This window comes from Microbispora sp. NPDC004025 (assembly GCF_053604425.1).
Genome location: NZ_JBSGHN010000010.1, coordinates 97,758 through 122,043, shown reverse-complemented (window position 1 = coordinate 122,043; position 24,286 = coordinate 97,758). Strand labels below are relative to the sequence as shown.

The window sequence follows — 24,286 nt, the reverse complement described above, 5'->3', positions numbered from 1 at the left end:
GGTCACAGGATCGGCGTGAGCGGCTCGCGCGGCCGGTAACCGGCGGGATCGCGGGCGATGCGGCGCACCGCCTCCTCCAGCACGGCCGGAGGCTGCGTGAACGGCAGCCGCAGATACCGCTCCAGCGCGCCGTCCACCCCGAACCACGGTCCCGGGGCCAGCCGCACGCCTCGGGCGGCGGCGGCCTCGGCGACCGCGTCCGCCACCGGCCCGTCGAGCCGCACCCACAGCGAGCCGCCGCCGCGGGGCACCGTGAACGCCCAGCCCGGCAGCTCCTCGCGCAGGACCGCGGCGAGCGCCGCGCACGACGCACCGAGCGCACGGCGGCGCTCGGCGCGCGCCTCCTCGACCCGCTCGAACAGGCGCGCCACCACGAGCTGCTCGAACACCCCGCCCGCGATGTCCACGGCGGCGCGGAGCACGGCCAGGCGGCGCACCGTCGCGGCGCTCGCCCGGATCCAGCCGACCCGCAGGCCACCCCACCACAGCTTCGAGGCCGACCCCACGCTGATCACCCGGCCGTCGGTGTCGAACGCGGCCAGCGGCGCCGCGCGGGCCGTGTCGTCCAGCGCGATCTCGGCCCAGCTCTCGTCGGCGATCAGCGTGACCCCGTGCCGGCGGGCCGCGTCCACCAGCGCGCCGCGATCGGCGTCGGACATCAGGTGTCCTGTCGGGTTCTGGAAGTCGGGGATGACATAGGCGAGGCGGGCCGCCGACTGACGCATCGCACAGCTCACCAGGTCGAGATGCCAGCCGTCCTCCTGGACGCCCACCGGCACCAGGCGGGCTCCCCGCAGCCGCGCCGCGTCGATCGCGTGCGGGTAGGTCGGCGACTCGACCAGCACCGATCCACCCGGCTCCGCGAACGCGGACATCAGCAGGTGGATCGCATGCTGGGCCCCGGCCGTGACGAGGATCTGCTCGGGACGGGTGGGCAGCCCCCGCTCGCCGTACCTGCGGGCGATCGCCTCACGCAGCGGCGCGAGCCCGGACGGGTGGTAGCCCATGCCCAGCGCGTACCGGTGGTAGGCCAGGCCCGCCTCCTCGAGGGCCTTTCCGAGCAGGGCGGTCGCCGGGGGCGCGGCCGCGTGCAGCGGCAGCAGCCCGTCGTCGTCGGACGCGAGCCACGGGTTGTCGGTCCCGAGCGCACCGGCGTCGGGCAGGGCCGTACGGCTGCCGGACCCCTGCCTGCTCTCCAGATAGCCCTGCTCACGCAGCCGGTCGTACGCCGAGGTCACGGTGGTGCGGCTCACGCCGAGCGCCTCGGCCAGGTGCCGCTCGGCCGGCACGCGCACCCCGACGGCGAGCCGCCCGTCGAGGACCAGGCCGCGCACCGCCTCCGCGAGCGCCCGGTAGTAGGGCCGGGCCTCGGAGGGCACCCGGACGAGCCGGGCGAGCTGAGGAGCGCTGAGATATCGATCCATAAAGGCCAATTTCTCCGATTGGCTCTTTCCTCGCAACCTCACCGGCCTGCACGATGGGCCGACTATGACCGAACTTCCATCTCCCCCACCCCCGCTCGCTCCCGCTTCCCCCTCCCCCACCCCCGCTCGCTCCCGCTTCTCCCTCCCCCGTTCCCGCTCGCTCGCGCTCCGGCTCGTCCGCCTCTACGCCGGCCTCGTGCTCTACGGCGGCGGCATCGCGCTGCTCGTCAGGTCCGGGCTCGGCCTCGACCCCTGGGAGGTCTTCCACCAGGGCATGTCGGTGCGCACCGGGTGGTCGATCGGCCTGTGCATCAACCTGGTGGGCGCGCTGGTGCTGCTGCTGTGGATCCCCCTGCGGCAGCGGCCCGGCCTCGGCACGATCAGCAACGTCCTGGTGGTCGGCACCAGCGCCGACGGCGTGATGGCACTGGTCCCCGCGCCCGCGGCCTGGCCGGTGCAATGGGCCTTCCTCCTCGGCGGCATCCTCGCCATCGCCGCCGCCTCCGGGCTCTACATCCACGCGGGCTTCGGCCCGGGGCCGCGCGACGGCCTGATGACGGGCCTCAACCGGCTCGGCCTGTCGATCCGGGTCGCCCGCACGGTCGTCGAGATCACCGTGCTCGCCGTGGGCTGGCTGCTCGGCGGCACGGTCGGCATCGGAACGGTGGTCTTCGCCCTGACGATCGGCCCGGCGACGCAGGTCTTCATGAAGCTGTGGGCCCCGGCCGGGGACACCGCCCGGCCACCGGGTACGAAGCCTGCATGATGAGGCGAGCCCTGTGGGAAGGCCTGGTCGCAGGGGCGGCCGGGGCGGTCGTGATGACCCTCGGCGAGAAGCTGGAGCAGCGCCTGACCGGGCGGCCGGACTCCTACGTCCCGGCACGGGTCCTCGAACGCCTGACCGGCATGGCCGAGCGGTCCGGGCGCGCCTCCGACGCCGTCAACTGGGCCATGCACTACGGCGAGGGCGCGCTGCTGGGGGTCCTGCGGTCCGTGATGGCCCACGCCGGGCTGCGGGGCCCGTGGTCGTCGGCCAAGTTCGCCGTGGTGCGGCTCACCAACGACCAGATCCTGGAGAACGCCACGGGCGTCGGCGCGCCGCCCCCGACCTGGCCCCGGTTCGAGCTGGGCGCCGACCTGCTCCACAAGGCCGTCTACGCCTTCGCGACCGGGGTCGTGGCGGACGCCCTGGCCGGCCGTACGGGACCGGGCCCCGGGCAGCGGCACGCGCGACTGCGCCCGGGCCGGCACGCCGGCGCCGGACCACTGCCCAGGGAGGAGGCCCACGCCCGGCGCTGAGGGACACGTACGGCGCGGGGGAGGTGAGCGCATGCGGATCGAGGACTACGCCCTGATCGGCGACACGCAGTCGGCGGCCCTGATCGGCCGCAACGGCTCGATCGACTGGCTGTGCCTGCCGCGCTTCGACTCCCCCTCCTGCTTCGCCCGCCTGCTCGGCGACGAGTCCAACGGCTTCTGGCGGCTGGCCGCCCTGGGACGGGAGACGGCCGCGCGGCGGGCCTATCTGCAGGACTCGCTGGTGCTCGCGACCGACTGGGAGACCCCCACGGGGACGGTCAGGGTGGTCGACTTCATGCCGGTCCGTTCCGGCAACCCCGATCTGGTCCGGGTGGTGGAGGGCCTGTCGGGGACCGTGGAGATGACGACGGAGATCCGCATCCGGTTCGACTACGGCCGCATCGTGCCGTGGGCCCGCCGGACAGGCCCCTATCTGCACGCCGTCGGCGGTCCCGACTCGGTCTGGATCCACTCCCCCGTCCCGCTCCGCGGCGGCGACTACCGGCACGAGGCCACGTTCACCGTCGCCGTCGGGGAGCGGCTGCCGTTCGTGTTCACCTGGCACCCCTCCCACCAGCCGCAGCCCCCGGCCATCGACCCCCTGGCCGAGCTCGGCCTGACCGTCGACGCGTGGCGGCACTGGGTCTCCCGGTGCGGCTACCGGGGTCCCTGGCGCGACGCCGTCGTCCGTTCGCTCATCACGCTCAAGGCGCTCACCTACAGCCCGACCGGCGGCATCGTCGCGGCGCCGACCACGTCGCTGCCCGAGCACCTGGGCGGCGTGCGCAACTGGGACTACCGCTACTGCTGGCTGCGCGACGCGGCGATGACGCTCGACGCGCTCCTGCGGGCCGGGTACGTCGAGGAGGCGGACGCCTGGCGCGTGTGGCTGCTGCGCGCCATCGCGGGCCGCCCCCAGGACCACCAGATCATGTACGGCGTGGCCGGCGAGCGCCGGCTGCCGGAGATGACGCTCGACTGGCTGCCCGGCTACGAGAACTCGGCGCCCGTGCGGATCGGCAACGGCGCCGCCGGCCAGTTCCAGCTCGACGTCTACGGCCAGGTGGTCAACGCCCTCTACCGGGCGCGCAAGCGGGGCATGCCGCCCGACGACTACACCTGGTCGCTGCTGGTGAAGGGCGCCGAGTTCCTCGAGCACAACTGGGACCGGCCCGACGAGGGACTGTGGGAGGTGCGCGGCCCCCGCCGCCACTTCGTCCACTCCAAGATCATGGCGTGGCTCGCCATGGACCGCATGACCCGGGGAGCCGCCGAGCTCGGCCGTACCGGGCCGTTCGGCAGGTGGTGCGCGGTGCGCGACCGGATCCACGCCGAGGTCTGCGACAAGGGCTACGACCCCGAACGCAACACCTTCACCCAGTCCTACGGCTCACGCGAACTGGACGCCGCCCTCCTGCAGATCCCCATCGTCGGCTTCCTCCCCCCCGACGACCCCCGCGTCACCGGCACCATCACCGCCATCGAACGCGAACTCATGACCGACGGCTTCGTCCTGCGCTACCCCATAGCCCAAGACAACCCCGTCGACGGACTACCCGGCGGCGAAGGCGCCTTCCTCGCCTGCAGCTTCTGGCTCGCCGAAGCCCGCGCCCTCACCGGCCGCCACGACGACGCCGTCCACCTCTTCGAACACCTCATCGACCTCACCAACGACGTCGGCCTCCTCGCCGAGGAATACGACCCCAAAACAGGCCGCCAACTCGGCAACTTCCCCCAAGCCTTCACCCACATCCACCTGATCCACACGGCCCAGGCGCTGAGCGGCACGAACAGGATCACGGCAGGTCGTACCGGGTCCTGATGGACCTGGCCTCCTCCTCCGTCACCTCTGGCGGGGTTCGGGCCAGCGCCTGCCGCAGTTCGGTCAGGATCCGATCGGCAGAACCCCGCACCCGCGACCGGTTCTGGGCGAACTCCACGTCGAAACGCCGCGCCGCCGGTCCGGTCCACACCGTCCCGTTGTGGAAGTACAGGTACGGCCCCTCGACGGCCTTTTCGATCTCCCCGACGAGAGGCTCGGCCGTCCGCAGCGCCTCCCCGAGCGCCAGATACAACGGATTGGGCACCAACGCCGCCATCAGCCGGTCAGCCCTTCCCCGAAACGGACGGACTCGCCGGCGGAGCACTCGCGTCCGTGATCAGCCTGGGCGCGATCAGCTTCATCAGCGCCAGCACGTCAGCCGCGTTGTCCCGCCCCTCGACACCTATCTCCAACGCTATGTTGATCTCCGCCTTCCCTCGTACGAGATGTGCGAACGCGGCGTTGTTCTCACCGCTGGCACGCCTGAAGTACGCACCGACGGACCCCGGGACGATCTCGGGGAGAGGTGTGGCGCCGGAATCAAGCTGCTCGTTGACCTCGGCCGCATAGCCACCGGGCGTGAGGTCGACATGGAGCACCTGCAAGCGGTCGCCTCCTCGTTGGTAGACAGCGCAGCTTCCGGCACCGCCACCGTCGGCGACCGTCAGGTCGAAGAAGCCTCGCGCCAGCGGATCACGCATGCCCGTCATGAGTTCCACCGCCCGACGGGGAATGTGTCCGCACAGGTAAGGCGGCTCCGCGACCGTCGGCATCGGTGCGAGGTCGGTCATGCCCACGCGGTTCTCACCCTGCTGGCAGGAGACCAGCCCGGTCAGTGCGCACAGCAAGACCAACAGGAAGGGTGACCACCTCCGCCTCATGCCGCATACTGCGCAAACGCATGGAAGAAGCCCTGATCAAGGCGATCTTCGACGTCCCTCCAAGGCTTCCCCGACAGGCCGTCGTACAGCCATCGCTCGTAGGCCTCCATCCTGCGGTACTTGTCCGTGCTGTTGGTGGCCGTCTTGTCGGTCATCTCGTCCATGGTCATCAATGTCCGGCCGTCGTCTTTGAGGAAGTTGTTGGGATTGCCGCGAGGATCGTCTCCATTTTCCAGACCTTCGAGCGAGGCCCAGGGGTGCGTCTTGGCGGGCGGCTCGGCCGGGCCGAAGGCGCCGTGCTTGAGCATGGCCTGGGCGGTGAGATCATGCAGGAGAGTCCTGGACTGGTCGACGGCGGCGTTCGCCTCGCTGCGAGCCTTGCTTTCCGCGTCGCCCTTGGCACTGTCTTCGATGATGCCCGTCCAGGCCCCGATCAGGTCCGCGGTGATCGGCCAACCCCCCTTCTTGGGAAAGACCAGAGCGGTGTTGACTCCGGCCATGAAAATCTTCATGTTGCGCTCCTGCGCCTCGTCCAGCTCCTTGCCTGCCTCGATCTTCGCCAACCCCGCAGCATCAGTGATCATGCCGAATCCCGCTCCCGCCCGCTCGGCGTTGGTCAGCAGCGTGTCCCGATCCCCTTCCCGCATCCGGGCCGCCCCGTGGTCGAGAAGAAGGCTCGTGAATGCCGTCTGCGCGGCCAGGACTGGAGTGAAGGCCCCCGAATCCGCGAATGCCTCGCGCATCACCCGGCGCAGTTCCTGCCGGCCGAACTGAGCTCCCCACGGCTCCCTCCCCGGCACTCCGGGATTGTCCGCACCGGAGACGCCAACGGTCATCGGATTCTCCCGATTCTGCGCCACGCGGTCGATGTCGCTGATGTAGCCGGCGAGGATGCGGCCGGTGGTGACGGGTTTGAGGAACGAAGGGCGGCCCGCTTCGATGCGTCCGGCCTCGATGTGGACGAGCTCCGAGGTGAGCTTGGCCGACAGGTAGCCGCGGGATGGGTGTTGGGGGGAGCCCTCGTGGTCGCGGAACGTCAGCGTCGCCGCTTCGAGCGCCTTGCCCAGGGCCGTGCCGCCGTCCCCCAGCCCGCGTTCGGTCAGGTAGCGCTTCAGCATGGTCGGGTCGCCTGTGAAGAAGTCCTGCGCGGCGGCGGGATCGCGGCTCAGCGCCTCCATGACCGTACGCATCACCCCCGGGTCCGAGCCGACCGGGAACTTGGCCATCTCGCGGTCCCACGCGTCGAGCTTCCCTGCCACCGCCGTCAGGAACCGGGTGTCGTATCCCCCCTGCTTGAGGGCGAGCGCGACCGCGAGCCCGTCCTGCCAGCCCACGCGGAAGCCGGAGGTCAGCTCGTCGCGCCAGGCGTCGCCGAGCCGCCGGCTCGCGGTGCCGAGCGCCGACCCGAGCGCGGCCTGCAGCCGTTGCGTCTTCCGCCCGCCGCCGTGCTCGGCGGTCTGGACCATGAGCGTGCGGAACCCGGCCGCGCCCAGCGTGGTCATCAGCGCGGTCGTGAACGCGGCGTCCCCTTTCCGCTTCTCCAGCGCCGCCAGCGTCCTCTCGTCGACCTGTCCGCCTGCGGCGGCACCCGTCAGCGCCGTCACCGCGGCGTAGACGTCCGGATCGCGGCCGGCTCTGCCGTACAGGGCCTCGTCGAAGGCGCTCAGCCCGCCCGGGACTGCGGCCGAGGCGGCCCACTCCGTCTGCTCCGCGCGAATCGTCGCGCTGCGCCTGCGCAGGTCGGGACGGGCGGCGGCGATCCAGTTGCGCATCTCGCGTACGGCCGCCAGGCCCGAGGCGTCGAGGCCGAGGCGTCGCAGGGTCCGGTCGAGGACTTGTTCGTTGCGGCCCATCACGTCCTCGGCCCGCCCAAGTCCTTTCTCGAATTCATCCATTGAGGCCGGATTTATCCCGGAATAGCCGTCACTAATTGCCGCGATCGGGGACGGCTGAGGCGTCGGCGAAGGCCGGGGCGCGGGCGCGTCTCTCGTGGTCACGGGCGCGGGCGACGGCTGCGGAGCCGGTGACGGCACCGACGGCGGATGAGTCATGAGAACGGCGGACTCCAGCACGATCGGCGGAAAGCGGCAGAGGAAAAGATTACGTTCGCCTTCCCGCGGCAGTAAAGCCATTCAATTGCAGGCGATCAAGGCGCGGATGTGGGGGACGGCGCGAGCCGGGTAGCGTGACGGCATGCGGATCGAGGACTACGCCCTCGTGGGCGACATGCAGTCGGCCGCCCTGATCGGCCGCAACGGCTCGGTCGACTGGCTGTGCCTGCCGCGGTTCGACTCCCCCTCCTGCTTCACCCGCCTGCTCGGCGACGAGTCCAACGGCTTCTGGCGCCTGGCCCCGGTGGGACAGGAGCAGGCCACGCGCCGCGCGTACGTCGAGGACACACTCATCCTGGAGACCTTCTGGGAGACGCCCACGGGCGCGGTCAAGGTGATCGACTTCATGCCGCCCCGGCACGCCAACCCCGACCTCGTACGCGTCGTGGAGGGCCTGTCCGGGACCGTGGAGATGACGACGGAGATCCGCATCCGCTTCGACTACGGCCGCATCGTGCCGTGGGTGCGGCGCACGGGAGGGCACCTGCACGCCGTCGGCGGCCCCGACTCGGTCTGGATCCACTCCCCCGTCCATCTGCGCGGCGGCGACTACCGGCACGAGGCCACGTTCACCGTCGCCGCCGGGGAGCGGGTGCCGTTCGTGTTCACCTGGCACCCCTCCCACCAGCCGGAGCCGGAGCGGATCGACCCGCTGGAGCAGCTCACCGAGACCAGGCTCCTGTGGGAGGAGTGGGTCTCCCGGTGCGGCTACCGGGGTCCCTGGCGCGACGCCGTGATCCGTTCGCTCATCACGCTCAAGGCGCTCACCTACAGCCCGACCGGCGGCATCGTCGCGGCGCCGACCACGTCACTGCCCGAGCACCTGGGCGGCGTGCGCAACTGGGACTACCGCTACTGCTGGCTGCGCGACGCGGCCATGACCCTCGACGCGCTGACCAGTTCCGGGTACGTCGAGGAGGCGGACGCCTGGCGTTCCTGGCTGCTGCGGGCCATCGCGGGCCGCCCCGAGGACGTGCAGGTCCTGTACGGCGTGGCCGGCGAGCGCCGGCTGCCGGAGATGACGCTCGACTGGCTGCCCGGCTACGAGAACTCGGCGCCCGTGCGGATCGGCAACGGCGCGGCGACCCAGCTGCAGCTCGACATCTACGGGGAGTTCGTCGACGCCCTCTACCAGGCGCGCAAGCAGGGCATGGGACCCGACGACCACGCCTGGGCCCTGGTCACGAAGATCATGGAGTTCTTCGAGCACAACTGGGACCAGCCCGACGAGGGACTGTGGGAGGTGCGCGGCCCCCGCCGCCACTTCGTCCACTCGAAGGTCATGGCCTGGGTCGCGGCCGATCGCATGGTCCGCGTCATCGAGGAGCTGGGCCGGCGCGGCGACGTGGAGCGCTGGCGCGCGCTGCGCGACCGGATCCACGCCGAGGTCTGCGACAAGGGCTACGACCCCGAACGCAACACCTTCACCCAGTCCTACGGCTCACGCGAACTGGACGCCGCCCTCCTGCAGATCCCCATCGTCGGCTTCCTGCCCCCCGACGACCCCCGCGTCACCGGCACCATCACCGCCATCGAACGCGAACTCATGACCGACGGCTTCGTCCTGCGCTACCCCATAGCCCAAGACAACCCCGTCGACGGACTACCCGGCGGCGAAGGCGCCTTCCTCGCCTGCAGCTTCTGGCTCGCCGAAGCCCGCGCCCTCACCGGCCGCCACGACGACGCCGTCCACCTCTTCGAACACCTCATCGACCTCACCAACGACGTCGGCCTCCTCGCCGAGGAATACGACCCCAAAACAGGCCGCCAACTCGGCAACTTCCCCCAAGCCTTCACCCACATCCACCTCATCCGCACCGCTCTGGCCCTCGGCCGGACGTGATCGCCTCGCCGTGACGGCCCATCCGCCGAGGCCCGTGCACCCCTGTGGCACCGGCGTCGGCGAGCGGCCGTTCAGGCGGCGAAGCCGGCATCGCCGGCTTCGCCGCCCATGAGGTGCGCCACTGGCGGACCGGCCGCTCAGCCCGCCCGTGGCCGGCTACGAGGCGTTGTGGATGCGGATCGTCATCCGGGGACAGTTGTCCAAGCGGCCGTAGTAGCTGTTCGTCAGACCGGGGATCCGCCAGCGGTTGGTGGCGCCCGTGCCGCGGCCGACGACATGGCCGTTGGTGGCGTCCACGACCTTCCAGCGGATCTCGCTCGCGTCGCACAGCGGGTTGCCGAGCCACGACTCGAAAGTCGTCACCTCGATCCATCCGTTGGGGACCGGAAGGGTCCCCGTGGAGCAGGTCGTCGTGAAGTTCTGAACGGTGCACTCCGAGTTCGCCGCCCAGGCCGGCGCCGCCGGCAGCACGGTCACGCCGACTCCGAAGGCCAGAGCGGCCGCCGCCATTCCCTTGCGAATACCCATACTTCTCTTCCTTGGCTCGTGCGGAACGGATGCCGACGAGCCAAGCCCGGAGCGGTATAGGCCTGGTATAGGCTCCCTGTTCGTCTCTGTGACCTGCGCTGATGCTCGACCTGTGGATCGCGGCCGTCACGTGCGGCGATAAGCCAGGCTCCTGGCGTGCGCGCGGAATCCGAGCGACCGGTACAGCCGGGCGGGCACCGGGTAGGCGTCGTCTCCGCGTGGGCTCACCACCGCCTGCCGCGCCCCCGCCCGCCGTGCCGCGTGCAGCGCGGCCAGGCAGACGGCCCGCGCGAGGCCGCGCCGGCGGTGATCCGGCACGGTGCCCGCCGGTTCGATCCGGGCGGCCCGGTTGGCCTCGTCCAGCCAGACCAGGCAGAACGCCGCGGCGCTTCCGTCCGGCGCCTCGGCGACCCAGTCCAGGTCCGGCCGGTACGGCCAGGCGCGACGCACCGCCTGGTAGCTCTCCACGGTCACCCGCGACGGGTGGAAGGCCGCGCGGTGCGCCGCGACACGCATGGCGACGTCACCATCCCCCACCGCGCGCAGGCGGTATCCGGCGGGCGGGATCGGCTCGGGCAGGCCGTGGTCCAGATCCATGACCATGTGCAGGAAGAAGGGACCCTCGTCCGTACGCCGATAGCCGTGCCGGTCGAGCGCGGGGAACAGGTGCGTCTCCGCGCTGGAGAGCGCGACCGTACGGGCCGGGTCCGGCACACGCGCGGCGAACCAGTCCAGGACCTCGTCGGCCAGGAGGGCGTGCGCGGGATCGGCCAGCAGGGTCAGCCGCCCGGCATCGGCCCACCCCCAGGCCGCGGTCGCGCCGCCGGCGGCCCAGAGCATGGCCGGCCACTCGTGCTCCCCACCCGTGTGCTGGAAGCGTTCCCACGCCAGGTCGCCCACGTGCCAGGTGGCCCCCGGCGACCACAACCGGCCGGCGAGATCCTGCATTGCCCTCAGGTCCTTCACTCCGGCGTACGGTCTGCGGGAGAAGGGCACGGGCGTCATGCCGGTCAGTCTCATCCGGCGGGGCGTCCCCCCGCACCCGGTTTTCCGCGCGAAGTCACACCTCGCAGCCGCAGCTGCGGCGCGGCACCAGACGCGCGGCGGGGGCGGCGGACTCGGGCGCGCCGTCGAGGAGCAGCGCGACCGCCCGCTCGGCCATGGCGTCCAGCGGTTGCTCGGTGACGCTGAGCGCGGGGGCGGTGTAGGCGCTGTCGGGAGTCCCGTCGCAGCTCATCAGGGCGAGCCGGCCGGGAACGGGCAGCCCGGCGGCCGACGCGCCCGCGAGGACGCCCATGGCCTGCTCGTCGGTCGCCGCGACCAGGGCGTGCGGCATCGCGCCCTCGGCGATCAGTCTCGCGGTCAGCCGCGCCGCCGCCTCGCGTGAATACTCGCAGCGCAGCAGCAGGGGTTCGAGATCGTCGGCGGAGACCGCGCGGTGCCAGGCGTCCCGGCGCTCGGCGACCGGCCCGGCGTCGTGCGGCCCGGCCAGGAAGGCGACGCGCCGGTGCCCGTGGCCCCGCAGGTGCTCGACGGCCGCGCGGACCGCGGCGTCGTTGTCGGCGGACACCAGCGGCGCGCGGCCCGGCCCCGGCCGGTGATGGACGTAGACGGACGGCACGCCCGCCGTCGCCGCCAGGGCCGCGACGTCGGCGCCGCCGTCGGCGGAGACCACGACCAGACCGTCGACCTGCGCCGCGAGGAACCGCTCGGCCAAAAGCCGCTGCCTGTCGGGGAGGTAGCCCGCGTTGCCCGTCATCATCAGCGTGTCCCGCCGCTCCAGCGCACGCTCGACGCTGCGCGCGAGGGCGGCGAAGTAGGGGTTGGACGCGTCGGCCAGGACGAGGCCGACGACCCCGGTGGTGCCGGCCCGCAGCGCCCGGGCGATGCGGTTGGGGCGGTAGCCCAGCTCGGCGGCCGCGGCGAGAACCCGCTCCCTGGTGGCCGGGGCCACCGGCCGCGGGCCGTTGTTCATCACGTAGCTGACCACCGCCGTGGACGTGCCGGACCGGCGGGCCACGTCCGCGAGCGTGACGGCCATGGGGGCTCCTTTCCTCCGTGCGGCTTGCATCTTCTCATCTAAACGATTAGAACTGCCACGCGAGCCCGTTCCGATCCTGTCGGCTTCCCCGCCTCGTCCCCGTGCCCGTCCCTGTCACCCCCCAGCGAAGAAGGTCCTCGCATGCCTCCGACACCTCTCCTGATCGACACCGACACCGGGTCCGACGACGCCGTGGCCCTGCTGCTGGCGGCCGCCAGCGGCCTGGGCGACGTGCGGGCCGTCACCACCGTGGCCGGCAACGTCCCGCTGCCGACGGCCACCCGCAACGCGCTGATCTCCCTGGAGATAGCGGGAGCGGCCGGCGTCCCCGTATACGAAGGGTGCGACCGCCCGTTGCTGCGACCCCTGTCCACGGCGCAGCACGTGCACGGGCAGGACGGCATGGGCGACATCGGCCTGCCCGGCCCGCGGCGCGGTCCCGAACCGGGGCACGCGGCCGACGTCCTGACGTCCTACGCCCGCCGCTTCCCCGGCGAGCTGACCCTGGTCACCCTGGGCCCGCTGACCAACCTCGCCGCCGCCCTCCTGCGGGAGCCCGGCCTGCTCGGCCGATTCCGGCACGTGTACTGCATGGCGGGCGCGGCGGACGCCCACGGCAACGTCACCGCCACCGCGGAGTTCAACGTGTGGGCGGATCCCGAGGCGGCCGGCGTGGTGCTGCGGGCGGCGCGCCCGGACACGGTCACCTGGATCGGCTGGGACGTCTCCCGCACGTACGCCGTCATGACGCCGGAGGATCAGCGGCGTCTCGAAGGGCTCGGCACTCCCCTCGCCGCCTTCGCCCATCGGATCAACCGGACGGTCGCCGAATGGGCGAGCGAGGTCACCGGCCTGGCCGGGTACGACCTGCCCGACCCGGTCGCGATGGCCGTGGCGCTGCGGCCCGACCTGATCGTCGGACAGGAGCGGGCGCACGTGACGGTCGCCCTCGGCGACGAGGCGCGGGGTCAGACGATCGTCGATCGCCGCCGTACGGCCCCCGAGCCAAATCTGACCATGGTGCGCCACGTCGACGAGGCCGGTTTCAAGGACCTGCTCTTCGCCACGTGCGCCGGAACGGGCCGGGCCGCATGACGATCACATCGTCCGCCCCGCGGCCGGCGGGGCGCTTCGAGCTGCACTGCCATCTCGACGGATCGGTTCGCCCCGAGACGGTCGCGGAGCTCGCGAGAGCGCAGGGGATCACGCTGACACGGCCCGCGCACACCCTCGTGACCGCGCCCGCCCGGTGCGGCAGCCTGGCCCGGTTCCTCACCTTCCTCGACCTTCCCCTGCGCGTCCTCCAGACGCCGGACGCCCTGCGACGCGCGGCGCACGAGCTCGTCGAGGACTGGCACGCGGACGGCGTGTTGTACGGGGAGGCGCGTTTCGCCCCGCAACTGCACGGCCGTCAGGGCCTGACCCTGGACGAGGCGGTGGACGCCGTCGCCGCCGGGCTGGCCTCCGGCGCCGCGGCCACGGGCGTGCGCACCGGGCTGGTGCTGTGCTGCCTGCGGCACCAGACCCCGGACGAGAGCCTCGCCGTCGCGGAGACCGCGGTGCGCCAGCGCGACAAGGTGGCCGGGCTCGACCTGGCGGGCGACGAACGCCTGCATCCGGGCGCGCCGCACCTGCCCGCCTTCGCCGTCGCGCACGCGGCGGGACTGCCCTGCACCGTCCACGCGGGCGAGGCGGCGGGACCGGAGAGCGTCTGGGAGGCGATCGACGTCCTGGGCGCGCGGCGCATCGGACACGGCGTGCGGTCCGCCGCCGACCGCGCCCTGCTCGACCGGCTCGGACGCGAGCGGATCGCGCTGGAGATGTGCCCCACCAGCAACGTCCAGACCGCCGCGGTTCCCCGGCCGGCCGACCACCCGGCCCACGCACTCCTGACGGCGGGCCTGAGCGTCACCATCAGCACCGACACGCGCACCACCTCGGCGACGACGCTCCGCCGGGAGTTCGAAGGGCTGCGGGAGACGTTCGGATGGACGGCCGGCGAGGAGGCGGCCTGTCAGGCGCACGCGGCGGCCGCCGCCTTCGCGTGGCCCGCGGCCCCGCCGGACACCCGGCAGGGCACGGGAAGGGGCTGATCACGGCCCCGGGTACGGGCTACCCCTGGCCGGCGATGCGGGCGAGCAGCCGGGCGAACTCGGGCGGCGGGGCGACGACCAGCCGGGTCTGCCCGTCGTGGCTGATGAGGTCGGCCTGGATGCGCGTCAGCTTGCCCCGGCGCCACCAGTACACGTGCGGGCTGAGCCCGTCGGCCCGGCCGGCGTGCTCACGGTGCGCGAAGATGCGCAGGCGCTCGATCGCGCGGACCACGCCGATGCCGGCCACCGGGTGCACCGCGACCATGCCCCGGTGCGGCAGCACGGCGAGCATGCCGTCCTCGGGCACCTCCATGTACGCCGTCAGGCGGCGCAGGTGGGCCGCCGCGCTGGGCGCGGTCAGCAGCGACACCTCGGTCCCGGCGAGGTCGAGCCGCGACACGGTGGGCCGCTCGTCGGTCAGGGCGTTGCCGACGGCCACGTCGAGCGCCTCGGCCGGCGGGATCGGCCAGCAGAAGGCCTCCTCCGGGCGTACGGGCCGGGCGCCGATGGTCAGCACCTCGATGAGGTCGGCGCTGAGGTGACGGCCGATGATCCGGGAGGGGTCGGGGAAGGCGGGGTCGTCGGCGGCGTGGACCCGGGTGCGCAGCAGCGGCTTGATCGGCGCGAGGTTGCAGGCGTCGAACGGCTCGCCGGACACCGCGTGGGCCAGGTGCTCGGAGACCAGCATCGGCCAGTCCTCGCGGGCACGCCGACCGGCCTCCCGGCGCAGGCCGACGAGGTTCACCGATCGCTCACGCTCGGCCGAGGTCAGCGTCAGCGACGTGCCGTCGGCCGCGAACACGCAGGTGTAGCCCATGGTCTCGGCGACCAGGGCCAGCAGCGAGTCGAGATCGACGTCCTCGACGGCTCTCGGGGCGGGATGGTCCGGCCGCGTCCGGCTGAGCAGTCGCCGCAAGAGTCCCAACGCACCATCCCTTCGCCGCCGCCCGGATGCCTCCGGGGCGGGTCTCAGGTTGCCGCGTCCGAGTCGCGGAACATGCCCAGGAGAGAACACGATTCGGCAACAATAGCCACATTCGTCTCCAACCACACACTCAACTGTGGTGTGCCATGGCCCACAGGCAGCCCCGCCAGCACCGGCACACCCAGCGGGGCCAGGCGTTCCGCCAGCATGGGCAGCGGGTCGCCGCAGTCCACCCACGATCCCAGCACGATGCCCGCCGCGCCGTCGAGACAGCCCGCCTGCAGCAGCTGCGTCACCATGCGGTCGATCCGGTACGGCTCCTCGGTCACGTCCTCCAGCAGCACGACACGGCCCCGCGCGCGCAGCGCGTACGGCGTGCCGCACAGGGCGGCGAGCAGGGCGAGGTTGCCGCCGGTGAGCCGGCCCTCGGCCCGGCCGGGCACGATCACCCGGTCACCCTTGATCGGCGCCGGCGTGCCGCCCTCGAACAGGGCCTCCCGCAGGTGGGCGAAGGTGACCGGCTCGGGCCCCTCCGCGCCGCCGATCGCCGCCGTCGCGGGCATCGGCCCGAACAGCGTCGCCAGCCCGAGCCGGTCGGCGAAGGCCCGGTGCAGTGCGGTGACGTCGCTCGACCCGAGCAGGATCTTCGGCCCGGCCGCCGCCATCGCGTCCCAGTCGAGCAGCCCGAGCAGCCGGGTGGTGCCGTAGCCGCCTCGTGCGCAGACGACCGCCGCCACCCCTGGATCGCACCAGGCGTCCCGCAGGTCGGCCGCCCGCGCGGCGTCGGAGCCTGCGAGGTAGCCCTCCCGCGCGAGGACCGACGCCCCGTGCACGACCCGCAGCCCGAGCCCGGTCAGGACCTCGGTGCCGCGCTCCAGCCGTACGGGATCGACCGGGCCGGCCGGCGCGACCAGCGCGACCGTGTCACCGGGCCGCAGCCGCCGGGGCAGGCCCGGGACCGTTACCGAGGCGTCACCGCCCGCCCTGCCCGGGAAGCGCTCGCTCACCCTTCAAAGGGTGTCAGACTTAGCGGTATCTATGCGACCTCCGACGCACATCCTCGTGGTCAACGGTGTCAAGGTCCGCCGTCCGGTGTTCGTCGTCGCGGCGCCGCACTCCGGCGCGGACCTGCTGGGCCGTGCACTCAAGCGCTCGCCCGGCTTCCACGTGACGATGGGCAGGGGCCCGGTGGCCCGGGTCGTCTACGCCTTCGCCAGGAGACCGTCGATCGCCCGCAGCGGCGGCGCGCCGCAGGTGCTGCGCGACGTGCTGGCGGAGGCCTGGCAGGTGGTCCCGGCGGCCTGCGCGGAGTGCACGTCCGCCTGCCGGGAGGCGGGCGGCATCGTCGGCGCGGGGCCGTGCGTGGGGCCGGGCACGCTGACCCGGTTCGGCGACGCCAGTCCCGACCTGCTCTACAGCGCGCCGGTGCTGCTGCGGGCGTTCCCCGACGCCCGGCTCATCCAGATCATCCGCGACGGCCGTGACGTGGTCGCCGACATGCTGGCCGACCCCGCCTGCATGACCTGGGTCAAGCCCCACATGCTCAGCGAGGACGCCGAGTTTCCCAACCCGTTCCTCGGCGTGCGCTCGGCCGAGCACCGCGAGCGCTGGGCCGGGATGCCGCCCGCGGGCAAGTGCGCCCTGCGCTGGCGCGGCGCCGTACGGCTCAGCGCGGCCCTGCGCCGCGAACTGCCCGCCGAGCACCTGCTCACCCTGCGGTACGAGGACGTGGTGGCCTCGCCGGGAGAGGCCATCGACGCGGTGTCGTCCTTCCTCGAGGCCAAGGTCTCCACGATCGCGCTGTACGGCACGAGCATCCCCAGGCCGGGCGGCTGGCGCCGCCGCCTGTCGGCCGAGGACGCCGAGCTGGTGGAGAAGGTGGCCAGGGAGGAGCTCACCCGCCTCGGCTACCGCTGAGGGCCGTCTCAGGACCCGCCGGGGTCCGAACCGGTGAACTGGGTGCGGTACAGCTCGGCGTAGGCGCCGCCCCGCTCCAGCAGCTCCTCGTGCCGCCCGCGCTCGGCGACCCGGCCGTCCTCGACCACCAGGATCGTGTCGGCCTCACGGATGGTCGACAGCCGGTGGGCGATCACCAGCGACGTCCTTCCCCGCAGGGCGGTCTTCAGCGCCTGCTGCACGGCGGCCTCGGACTCGGAGTCCAGGTGGGCGGTGGCCTCGTCGAGCACCACCACGCGCGGCGCCTTGAGCAGGAGCCGGGCCAGGGCGATGCGCTGCTTCTCCCCTCCCGACAGCCGGTAGCCGCGGTCGCCGACGACCGTCTCCAGCTCCTCGGGCAGGTTCTTCACCAGGTCGGCGATCTGGGCCGCGCGCAGCGCCTCCCAGACCTCCTCGTCGGTCGCCTCCGGACGGGCGTAGCGGAGGTTGTTGCCGATCGTGTCGTGGAACAGGTGGGCGTCCTGCATGACGACGCCGACCGTGTCCCTGATGCCGTCGAGGGTGGCGTCGCGGACGTCCATGCCGTTGATCCGGACGGTCCCCTCGTCCACGTCGTACAGCCGGGACACCAGCTGGGTGATGGTCGTCTTGCCCGCGCCCGAGTGGCCGACGAGCGCCACCAGCTCGCCCGGGTGGGCGGTGAAGGACACGCCCTTGAGCACCTCCTGCGAGGGCCCGGTGTCCGGGCGGGCCACCGACTCCAGCGACGCCAGCGACACGTCGGAGGCGGCCGGGTATCGGAAGCGGACGTCGTCGAACTCGATCGTGACCGGTCCCTCGGGGATCGGCCGGGCGTCCGGTTTCTCCGCCACCATCGGCTTGAGGTCGAGCACCTCGAAGACCCGGTCGAAGCTCACCAGCGCGGTCATCACGTCCACGTGGACGTTCGACAGGCTGGTCAGCGGGCCGTACAGGCGCATGAGGAGGGACGACTGGGCGACCAACGTGCCGAGCGCGAAGGCCCCGGAGATCGCGAGCACGCCGCCGAGGCCGTAGACCAGCGCGGTCGCCAGCGCGGCGACCAGGCCGAGCGCGATGCGGAACACCGCGCCGTACATGGCGACGATCACGCCGACGTCGCGGACCCGGCCCGCGCGCTCCGCGAAGTGGGCCGCCTCGTCGTCCGGCCTGCCGTACAGCTTGGCGACCATGGCCCCGGCCACGTTGAACCGCTCGGTCATCACCGAGCTCATCTCGGCGTCTAGCTGCATCTGCTCGCGGGTCAGCGCGGACATCCGGCGGCCGACCCACTTGGCCGGGAAGACGAAGATCGGCAGCAGGACCAGCGCGACCAACGTGACCTGCCACGACAGCACGAGCATGGTGCCGAGCACCATGACCAGGCTGATGACGTTGGACACCACCGACGACAGGGTGCTGGTGAGGGCCCGCTGCGCCCCGATGACGTCGGTGTTCAGCCGGGAGACCAGCGCGCCGGTCTGGGCGCGCATGAAGAACGCGACCGGCATCCGCTGCACATGGTCGAAGACCTCGGTGCGCAGGTTGTAGATCAGGCCCTCGCCGATGCGGGCGGAATACCAGCGCTGCAGCAGGCCGAGCCCGGCGTCCAGCACCGCGAGCGCCCCGATCGCCACCGCGAGCCACACGACCACGTCGACCCGCTTGGGGGTGATCCCGTAGTCGATGATCGCCTTCATCAGCAGCGGGTTGGCGACCACGATGACCGCGTCGACCACGACCAGCGCGAGGAAACCGGCGATCTGCCTGCGGAACGGCCGGGCGTAACCGGCGATGCGCCGGACGGTCCCCGGCGCGATCCGCTCCTTCGTCACGGAGCTGTCACGCCGTAAGGACCGCATCACCTGGAGACCGTAGCCCCCGTTCATCATCGACATATGCCGTACATCCTCCCAGCCGTGCAGCGGTGGGAGGACTCCCCCGATTCCCCCGTCAGCTCGAAGCGAACAGCGCCCGTGGATTCCACCCGACCGCCGCCCGTCCGTTCACGCGACCACTGCCCACGGACGCGAGGCGAACACCGCGCGTCGGCCCGGAGCGGACCTCGCCCGTCAGCCCGGAACGGACGCCGCCCTCAGTCCGGGGCGGACGCGCCCCCGACGAGCGCCCGGATGCGCGCGACCTGCTCGGCCCGCTCGGCGGCGGCCTGCTCCTCCAGCGTGCGTCCCGGCGCGGCCTGCAGCAGCCTCTTGGTGGCGGCCGCGGCGGCGCGGTCGGTGGACAGCAGCGCGGCGGCCAGGTCGTCCACGGCCTGGGCCAGCTCGGACACGGGCACCGCGATCTCGGCCAGGCCGAGCCGTACGGCCTCGGCGGCCCCCACGGTACGCGCGGTCAGGCACATCTCGACGGCCCGGGGAACGCCCACGATGTCGGTCAGGGGCTTGGTCCCGGTCAGGTCGGGAACCAGCCCCAGCGCGGGCTCTTTCATGCAGAACTTCACGTCGTCCGCGACGACTCGCAGGTCACACGCGAGCGCGAGCTGGAAGCCCGCCCCGATCGCGTGGCCCTGTACGGCCGCGATCGACACGATCTCCGGCCTGCGCAGCCACAGGAAGCCCTTCTGGGCCTCCGCGATCCGCTGCTCGAACTCGGTGTCGCCGAGCGCGGCGGCGCTCGCGAACGACCCCTGTCCGGGCACTCCCTCCGGCGTGAACATGCGCAGGTCGATCCCGGCTGAGAAGGACGGCCCCTCGCCTCTGACCACGACCACTCTCACCTGCTCCGGAAGGGTCTCCCCGATCCGGGCCAGGGCCGACCAGGTGGCGAACGTCTGCGCGTTGCGCTTGTCCGGCCGGTCCAAAGTGACGGTCGCGATCTCGCCGTCCACCTCGAAGCGCACTCCGACCTCGGCCGGCGCGGCCGCCGAGATCGTCGACACATCGGAGCCGCCGCCCGTCGCGGGGACGTGCTCCGGATTCCCCCCCATTGCCGCTTCCGCCATGCCATGCTCCTGCGTCCTGTGCGGAGTGACGTCGCCTCGCACGGCCGGTCCGGTGCGGCGCACCGTCCGTGCCGGCGTCCGCCCTCCTGTTCATCTCGCGGTCGCGCCCGAGCTTACCGAACATCGTTCTGGCGAGTTGGACGCGACCGCTCCTCCTGCAGGAACGAGCGGCTGCGGTCGCGCGTCTTGAGGTGGATCTTTAGCGCTTGGACTTGCCCCGGGTCGCGCCGCCGCGCCCGCGCAGAGTCACCCCGGACTCGCTCAGGATGCGGTGGATGAACCCGTACGACCGGCCGGTGGAAGCAGCCAGAGCGCGGATGCTCTCACCCGCGGAATAGCGCTTCTTGAGATCGGCGGCCAGCTTTTCCCGGTCGGCCCCGGTCACCCGGGTGCCCTTCTTCAGAGTCTCGGCCACGAGTACCTCCTGTAGTGCCAGACTTCCGCAGCGTTACTTCAGCCCATGATCAGTCATTTCGACGGGATCGGCTACCTACTCCGCGGGAAAAGATCCCTACCCGCTCAAATTAAGATCAGGCAAGCGCCACAAGATCGGAAAATTCGTCGCTCCATGCGTCCTCGACTCCGTCTGGCAACAGAATCACCCTATCCGGCTTCAGCGCCTCGACGGCGCCCTCGTCGTGTGTGACCAGCACAATCGCGCCCGTGTAGGAGCCGAGGGCGGCCAGCACCTGATCACGGGAGGCCGGATCGAGGTTGTTGGTGGGCTCGTCGAGCAGCAGCACGTTGGCGCTCGACAGCACCAGCGTCGCGAGGGCGAGACGGGTCTTCTCGCCGCCGGACAGGACCCCCGCGGGCTTGTCCACGTCGTCGCCGGTGAACAGGAACGACCCCAGCACCTTGCGCAGGTCGACGTCGGCCAGGTCGGGTCCGGCCGACCGCATGTTCTCCAGGACCGTGCGCCCGGGATCGAGCGTCTCGTGCTCCTGCGCGTAGTAGCCGATCTTGAGCCCGTGGCCGGGCATGACCTCGCCGGTGTCGGGCTTCTCGATGCCGCCGAGCAGGCGGAGCAGGGTGGTCTTGCCCGCGCCGTTCAGGCCGAGGATGACGATCCGCGAGCCCCGGTCGACCGCCGCGTCGACGTCGGTGAACACCTCCAGCGAGCCGTACGACTTGGACAGGCCGCGGGCCGTCAGCGGGGTCTTCCCGCAGGGCGCCGGGTCGGGGAAGCGGAGCTTGGCGACGCGGTCGGAACGGCGCTCCCCCTCGACGCCCGAGAGCAGCCGCCGGGCGCGCCGCTCCATATCCTGGGCCGCCTTGGCCTTGGTGGCCTTCGCCCGCATGCGGTCGGCCTGGGACAGCAGGGCGGACGCCTGCCGCTCGGCGTTGGCCCGCTCGCGCTTTCGCCGCTTCTCGTCGGTCTCCCGCTGGGCGAGATAGGCCTTCCAGCCGACGTTGTAGGTGTCGATCACGCAGCGGTTGGCGTCGAGGTGGAGCACCCGGTTTACCGTCGCCTCAAGAAGGTTTACGTCGTGGCTGATGATCACCAAGCCGCCCTGGTGCGAGCGCAAAAAATCACGAAGCCAGCCGATCGAGTCCGCATCGAGGTGGTTTGTGGGCTCGTCGAGCAGGAGAGTCTCCGCTCCGGAGAAAAGAATGCGGGCCAGTTCCACCCGCCGTCGCTGACCGCCGGACAGGGTCTGCAACGGCTGGCCGAGGACGCGGTCGGGCAGCCCGAGGCTGGAGGCGATCGAGGCCGCCTCCGATTCCGCCGCGTAGCCGCCGAGGACGTGCAGGCGGTCCTCCAGGCGGCCGTACGCGCGCACCGCCCGGTCGCGTGCGCGCGGGTCGTCGGCGGCCATGCCGGCCTCGGCCTCGCGCAGTTCGCGGAGCACCTCGTCGAGGCCGCGGGCCGACAGGATGCGGTCACGCGCCAGCACGCTCAGGTCGCCGGTGCGGGGGTCCTGCGGCAGGTAGCCGACGCTGCCGGAGATCGTGACCGTGCCCGCGGCGGGCAGCCCTTCTCCGGCCAGGACCTTGGTGAGGGTGGTCTTGCCGGCGCCGTTGCGGCCCACGAGACCGATCTTGTCGCCCGGGTTCACCCGGAACGAGGCGCCCTCGATGAGCAGGCGCGAGCCCGCGCGAAGTTCGATGTCTGCAGCGATGATCATGATGAAGGGGACACTCCCGTAGGTGATGAGGTCAGGATCGGCGACCGGGAGCGATCAATCGGGAGTGCGCATGGGCTCAAGTGTAATGCCGCCGTCCCCACGGCCGCCTGCGGCGAAACCCGCCTCCCGGCGGCGCGGAACGCCCACGCCCACCTGCGACTCCCCGGGGCTCCGCCGGCCGCCCCGTCGTGCCGCCGGTCAGGGGTCGACCAGGCGGATCCGTACGGCGCGGAACTGCTCCGGCGTGGCCTCCAGGACCGCCGGCCGGGGATCGGGAACGGTGAGGAAGGGCCCGGTCTCCAGGGCGAACAGCGGCGCGAGGCGCCGGTCCCGCCCGATCTCGTCGATCGAGCGCCGGTCCCCGCCGAGCACGACGGCCTCCAACTCCCCGAGCCTCGGCACGAGCACCCGGACGGCCACGTCGGCGGCGGCCCGCAGCGCCTCCGCCGACTGCTTGTCCCTGCGCCGGGCGAAGCGCTGCTGCGACCACCCGCCCGCCGCGCTGCGCCCGTGGACCTGGCGGGAGCCGGCCTTGCCGGCGACGAGGCGGGCTCCGGTGAAGACACCGGCGGCGTACCCGCCGAGCCGGGCCAGCAGCACGCCGACGGTCCGCTCACGGCACGCGTGGGCCACCAGCGCCGCCGCGGGCGGGGGAAGGCGGAACCCGTCCTCGTGTCCGTCGCCGGCCGGGCCGTCGGGGGAGGGCCGCAGCGGCGGGAACGGCACGTGGCACTCCGCGACCGCGCCGTCCGCGGCGTCGAGACGGACCACGTCCGGCAGCACCACGGCCTCGACCGCGCCGTGCCGCTCGGCGAAGCGCCCGATCCACCCCGCGAGCCGCTCGGGGGCGACCGGGATCCACCTGCCGCCGCCGGCGGCGGGCCGTGCCGTCATGGCCGATCAGCCTACCCATGCGGTTGTCTGCCGGATCCCCTCCAACTAACGGGGAAATATAGGTGAATTTCCCCCTGCGAACGTCAACGTCCGGGGCACGGCGTCCCACAATTCAATCGTGTCGCTCCCCTCACCATCGGCGGCGCCGTCCGCCGCGACCCCGCAGCACGTCCCGGCGCCCGGCCCGGCCCCGGCGACCCCGTTGCCCGCGGACACCGCCCTGGAACACGACCCGGCGAACATCGTGCGGAGGTACACCCCCGCGGCCTCCCCCCAGCCGTACGACCGGCGCGCGTACGCGCCCGGCTTTCCCGCCGGGCGTCCGGCGGGCCCGCTCTTCCTTCCGGTGGTCGACCTCGACACCGGCGGCGCGGTGGCCGTCGAGGTGATCGCCGAGGGCGCCTCCCCCGCGGCCCCGGGTGTGGCGGCCACGGTGAACGGTGTGCTGGCCGCCGCCCGGGAGGAGGCCCTGCTGCCGCTGGTCCTGCCGATCCACGCCGCCGCCGTGGCCGGGGGGTCGGCGGGCCTCGCGCCGCTGCACGAGGCGATGCGGATGTGCGGCCGGCGCCCGCGCGAGGTCATCCTCGCCATCGAGGGCGATCCGGTGCCCGCGGAGCGCACGGCCCTGCTGTCCGGGATCGACGGTCTGCGCGCGGTGGGCTACCTCATCGCGTTCGCCGGGCTCGGCACCGCCGCGCTGCCGCTCGACCTGCTCGCCGACGCCTCGCCGTACGTGGTCGCGCTGTCCGCCGACCTGGTCGCGCGGGGGCCTCGGGATCCCCGGCGCGGGGCGCTCGCGGAGTCGCTGGTCCACCTGGCGCGCGGCGTCGGCGCGCACGTGCTCGCCCCGGGCGTGCGGGACGAGGCGCAGCTCGCGGCGGTACGCGGCTGGGGCATCAGGCTCGCCCAGGGCCCTCTGCTCGCGCCGTCCGACTGGCGGCCCTCCCACGGCTACAACCGCGTCCACGTCCCACTGCCGGTGCCGGAGGCCGCCGCCCCCACGGCCGCACTGGGTCCCCGGGTGCAGGAGCTCCTGCTTCCCGCGGTGACGCTGCCGGCCGAGTCGACCGCCGAGGAGGTGGTCGCCGTGCTGAGCGCCGAGCCCTCGATCACGAGCGTGATCCTGGTGGACGAGTACCAGCGGCCCCAGGGCAGCATCGACCGCAGCCGGTTCCTGCTGTTCATGGCCGGGGCCTACGGTCACGCGCTGCACGCGAGGAAGCCGGCCGGCCGCCTGGCGGACACCGCGAAGATCGTGGCGAAGACGACTCCGGTGATCGCGGCCATGCAGGTGGCGGGGCGGGACAACGCCCGCGTGTACGACGACCTCGTGGTGGTCGACGAGGTCGGCAGGTGCATGGGCGTGGTCCGGGTCGGCGACCTGCTGCGGCACGCCGCCGACCTGCGGCCCGCCCGCTGA

Annotated in this window: 22 protein-coding genes; 8 read left to right on the top strand and 14 right to left on the bottom strand. The window is 72.6% G+C overall.

Annotated features, from left to right (window positions below):
* Positions 1 to 2: 2 nt before the first annotated feature.
* Positions 3 to 1,424 carry a MocR-like transcription factor YczR gene (yczR, locus tag ACWEQG_RS24165; protein ID WP_452287940.1) on the bottom strand — a complete coding sequence of 474 codons (1,422 nt, stop codon included), beginning with the start codon at positions 1,422 to 1,424 and terminating at the stop codon, positions 3 to 5.
* Positions 1,425 to 1,488: 64 nt separating this feature from the next.
* Between yczR and yczE the strand changes: the two genes are divergently transcribed.
* Genes yczE through ACWEQG_RS24150 form a run of 3 tightly spaced genes read left to right on the top strand, consistent with a single transcriptional unit; the run spans position 1,489 to position 4,545 of the window.
* Positions 1,489 to 2,190 carry a membrane protein YczE gene (yczE, locus tag ACWEQG_RS24160; RefSeq protein WP_452287938.1) on the top strand — a complete coding sequence of 234 codons (702 nt, stop codon included), beginning with the start codon at positions 1,489 to 1,491 and terminating at the stop codon, positions 2,188 to 2,190.
* Positions 2,187 to 2,723: a hypothetical protein gene (locus ACWEQG_RS24155; RefSeq protein ID WP_452287936.1), complete on the top strand. Its 537-nt coding sequence runs from the start codon at positions 2,187 to 2,189 to the stop codon at positions 2,721 to 2,723. Before yczE ends, ACWEQG_RS24155 begins: the two co-directional genes overlap by 4 nt.
* A gap of 31 nt (positions 2,724 to 2,754) precedes the next feature.
* Positions 2,755 to 4,545 carry a glycoside hydrolase family 15 protein gene (locus ACWEQG_RS24150; RefSeq protein WP_452287934.1) on the top strand — a complete coding sequence of 597 codons (1,791 nt, stop codon included), beginning with the start codon at positions 2,755 to 2,757 and terminating at the stop codon, positions 4,543 to 4,545.
* Here ACWEQG_RS24150 and ACWEQG_RS24145 read toward each other — a convergent pair.
* The 3 genes from ACWEQG_RS24145 to ACWEQG_RS24135 form a co-directional block, all read right to left on the bottom strand.
* On the bottom strand, positions 4,520 to 4,822 hold the full coding sequence (locus ACWEQG_RS24145) for a hypothetical protein (protein WP_452287932.1): 303 nt from the start codon (positions 4,820 to 4,822) through the stop codon (positions 4,520 to 4,522). The two genes, ACWEQG_RS24150 and ACWEQG_RS24145, sit on opposite strands and share 26 nt — an antisense overlap.
* Positions 4,823 to 4,829: 7 nt before the next feature.
* Complete coding sequence (locus tag ACWEQG_RS24140) at positions 4,830 to 5,342, bottom strand: hypothetical protein (RefSeq protein ID WP_452287930.1); 513 nt, start codon at positions 5,340 to 5,342, stop codon at positions 4,830 to 4,832.
* 80 nt (positions 5,343 to 5,422) lie between these two features.
* Positions 5,423 to 7,558, bottom strand: a complete 2,136-nt coding sequence (locus ACWEQG_RS24135; protein WP_452287928.1) for a hypothetical protein — start codon at positions 7,556 to 7,558, stop codon at positions 5,423 to 5,425.
* Positions 7,559 to 7,619: 61 nt separating this feature from the next.
* On the opposite strand from ACWEQG_RS24135, the gene ACWEQG_RS24130 reads away from it, so the two are divergent.
* On the top strand, positions 7,620 to 9,380 hold the full coding sequence (locus tag ACWEQG_RS24130; RefSeq protein WP_452287926.1) for a glycoside hydrolase family 15 protein: 1,761 nt from the start codon (positions 7,620 to 7,622) through the stop codon (positions 9,378 to 9,380).
* A 156-nt stretch (positions 9,381 to 9,536) separates the two neighbouring features.
* Here ACWEQG_RS24130 and ACWEQG_RS24125 read toward each other — a convergent pair whose 3' ends face one another.
* From ACWEQG_RS24125 to ACWEQG_RS24115, 3 genes are all read right to left on the bottom strand, one after another.
* Positions 9,537 to 9,908: a hypothetical protein gene (locus ACWEQG_RS24125; RefSeq protein WP_452287924.1), complete on the bottom strand. Its 372-nt coding sequence runs from the start codon at positions 9,906 to 9,908 to the stop codon at positions 9,537 to 9,539.
* Positions 9,909 to 10,034: 126 nt separating this feature from the next.
* Entirely contained in the window at positions 10,035 to 10,913 is an 879-nt protein-coding gene (locus tag ACWEQG_RS24120; RefSeq protein ID WP_452287922.1) for a GNAT family N-acetyltransferase, read from the bottom strand.
* Between the two features lie 55 nt (positions 10,914 to 10,968).
* Positions 10,969 to 11,949, bottom strand: coding sequence for a LacI family DNA-binding transcriptional regulator (locus ACWEQG_RS24115; protein ID WP_452287920.1), 981 nt, complete (start codon positions 11,947 to 11,949; stop codon positions 10,969 to 10,971).
* Positions 11,950 to 12,090: 141 nt separating this feature from the next.
* Here ACWEQG_RS24115 and ACWEQG_RS24110 point away from each other — a divergent pair, with 141 nt between their 5' ends.
* Complete coding sequence (locus tag ACWEQG_RS24110; protein WP_452287918.1) at positions 12,091 to 13,044, top strand: nucleoside hydrolase; 954 nt, start codon at positions 12,091 to 12,093, stop codon at positions 13,042 to 13,044.
* A complete protein-coding gene (add, locus tag ACWEQG_RS24105; RefSeq protein WP_452287916.1) occupies positions 13,041 to 14,042 on the top strand; it encodes an adenosine deaminase in 1,002 nt (333 codons plus the stop codon). The genes ACWEQG_RS24110 and add overlap by 4 nt, the downstream gene beginning before the upstream one ends.
* A 19-nt stretch (positions 14,043 to 14,061) precedes the next feature.
* Here the strand turns inward: add and ACWEQG_RS24100 are convergent, their stop codons facing one another.
* Positions 14,062 to 14,967, bottom strand: a complete 906-nt coding sequence (locus ACWEQG_RS24100) for a hypothetical protein (protein ID WP_452287914.1) — start codon at positions 14,965 to 14,967, stop codon at positions 14,062 to 14,064.
* A gap of 44 nt (positions 14,968 to 15,011) precedes the next feature.
* The gene (locus ACWEQG_RS24095; RefSeq protein ID WP_452287912.1) at positions 15,012 to 15,974 is read right to left on the bottom strand and encodes a S66 peptidase family protein; all 963 of its coding nucleotides are present in this window, start codon (positions 15,972 to 15,974) and stop codon (positions 15,012 to 15,014) included.
* Positions 15,975 to 16,005: 31 nt separating this feature from the next.
* Here ACWEQG_RS24095 and ACWEQG_RS24090 point away from each other — a divergent pair, with 31 nt between their 5' ends.
* Positions 16,006 to 16,884, top strand: coding sequence for a sulfotransferase family protein (locus ACWEQG_RS24090; RefSeq protein WP_452287910.1), 879 nt, complete (start codon positions 16,006 to 16,008; stop codon positions 16,882 to 16,884).
* Between the two features lie 8 nt (positions 16,885 to 16,892).
* Here the strand turns inward: ACWEQG_RS24090 and ACWEQG_RS24085 are convergent, their stop codons facing one another.
* The 5 genes from ACWEQG_RS24085 to ACWEQG_RS24065 form a co-directional block, all read right to left on the bottom strand.
* On the bottom strand, positions 16,893 to 18,779 hold the full coding sequence (locus ACWEQG_RS24085; protein WP_452287908.1) for an ABC transporter ATP-binding protein: 1,887 nt from the start codon (positions 18,777 to 18,779) through the stop codon (positions 16,893 to 16,895).
* Between the two features lie 197 nt (positions 18,780 to 18,976).
* On the bottom strand, positions 18,977 to 19,843 hold the full coding sequence (locus ACWEQG_RS24080; protein ID WP_452287906.1) for an enoyl-CoA hydratase/isomerase family protein: 867 nt from the start codon (positions 19,841 to 19,843) through the stop codon (positions 18,977 to 18,979).
* Between the two features lie 199 nt (positions 19,844 to 20,042).
* A complete protein-coding gene (locus ACWEQG_RS24075) occupies positions 20,043 to 20,258 on the bottom strand; it encodes a helix-turn-helix domain-containing protein (protein WP_030507271.1) in 216 nt (71 codons plus the stop codon).
* A gap of 115 nt (positions 20,259 to 20,373) precedes the next feature.
* A complete protein-coding gene (locus tag ACWEQG_RS24070; RefSeq protein WP_363469428.1) occupies positions 20,374 to 21,972 on the bottom strand; it encodes an ABC-F family ATP-binding cassette domain-containing protein in 1,599 nt (532 codons plus the stop codon).
* 198 nt (positions 21,973 to 22,170) lie between these two features.
* Complete coding sequence (locus ACWEQG_RS24065; RefSeq protein ID WP_452287904.1) at positions 22,171 to 22,866, bottom strand: acVLRF1 family peptidyl-tRNA hydrolase; 696 nt, start codon at positions 22,864 to 22,866, stop codon at positions 22,171 to 22,173.
* A 118-nt stretch (positions 22,867 to 22,984) separates the two neighbouring features.
* Here ACWEQG_RS24065 and ACWEQG_RS24060 point away from each other — a divergent pair, with 118 nt between their 5' ends.
* Positions 22,985 to 24,286, top strand: coding sequence for an EAL domain-containing protein (locus ACWEQG_RS24060; protein ID WP_452287902.1), 1,302 nt, complete (start codon positions 22,985 to 22,987; stop codon positions 24,284 to 24,286).

Bases quoted from the DNA above. Each gene is read 5' to 3' on its own strand.
- ACWEQG_RS24120 (WP_452287922.1), bottom strand. From the start codon at position 10,913: ATGACGCCCGTGCCCTTCTCCCGCAGACCGTACGCCGGAGTGAAGGAC.
- ACWEQG_RS24085 (WP_452287908.1), bottom strand. From the start codon at position 18,779: ATGTCGATGATGAACGGGGGCTACGGTCTCCAGGTGATGCGGTCCTTA.
- yczE (WP_452287938.1), top strand. From the start codon at position 1,489: ATGACCGAACTTCCATCTCCCCCACCCCCGCTCGCTCCCGCTTCCCCC.
- ACWEQG_RS24115 (WP_452287920.1), bottom strand. From the start codon at position 11,949: ATGGCCGTCACGCTCGCGGACGTGGCCCGCCGGTCCGGCACGTCCACG.
- ACWEQG_RS24110 (WP_452287918.1), top strand. From the start codon at position 12,091: ATGCCTCCGACACCTCTCCTGATCGACACCGACACCGGGTCCGACGAC.
- ACWEQG_RS24090 (WP_452287910.1), top strand. From the start codon at position 16,006: ATGCGACCTCCGACGCACATCCTCGTGGTCAACGGTGTCAAGGTCCGC.
- yczR (WP_452287940.1), bottom strand. From the start codon at position 1,424: ATGGATCGATATCTCAGCGCTCCTCAGCTCGCCCGGCTCGTCCGGGTG.
- ACWEQG_RS24125 (WP_452287924.1), bottom strand. From the start codon at position 9,908: ATGGGTATTCGCAAGGGAATGGCGGCGGCCGCTCTGGCCTTCGGAGTC.
- add (WP_452287916.1), top strand. From the start codon at position 13,041: ATGACGATCACATCGTCCGCCCCGCGGCCGGCGGGGCGCTTCGAGCTG.
- ACWEQG_RS24150 (WP_452287934.1), top strand. From the start codon at position 2,755: ATGCGGATCGAGGACTACGCCCTGATCGGCGACACGCAGTCGGCGGCC.
- ACWEQG_RS24065 (WP_452287904.1), bottom strand. From the start codon at position 22,866: ATGACGGCACGGCCCGCCGCCGGCGGCGGCAGGTGGATCCCGGTCGCC.
- ACWEQG_RS24135 (WP_452287928.1), bottom strand. From the start codon at position 7,558: ATGGCTTTACTGCCGCGGGAAGGCGAACGTAATCTTTTCCTCTGCCGC.
- ACWEQG_RS24070 (WP_363469428.1), bottom strand. From the start codon at position 21,972: ATGATCATCGCTGCAGACATCGAACTTCGCGCGGGCTCGCGCCTGCTC.
- ACWEQG_RS24145 (WP_452287932.1), bottom strand. From the start codon at position 4,822: ATGGCGGCGTTGGTGCCCAATCCGTTGTATCTGGCGCTCGGGGAGGCG.
- ACWEQG_RS24155 (WP_452287936.1), top strand. From the start codon at position 2,187: ATGATGAGGCGAGCCCTGTGGGAAGGCCTGGTCGCAGGGGCGGCCGGG.
- ACWEQG_RS24130 (WP_452287926.1), top strand. From the start codon at position 7,620: ATGCGGATCGAGGACTACGCCCTCGTGGGCGACATGCAGTCGGCCGCC.
- ACWEQG_RS24080 (WP_452287906.1), bottom strand. From the start codon at position 19,843: ATGGCGGAAGCGGCAATGGGGGGGAATCCGGAGCACGTCCCCGCGACG.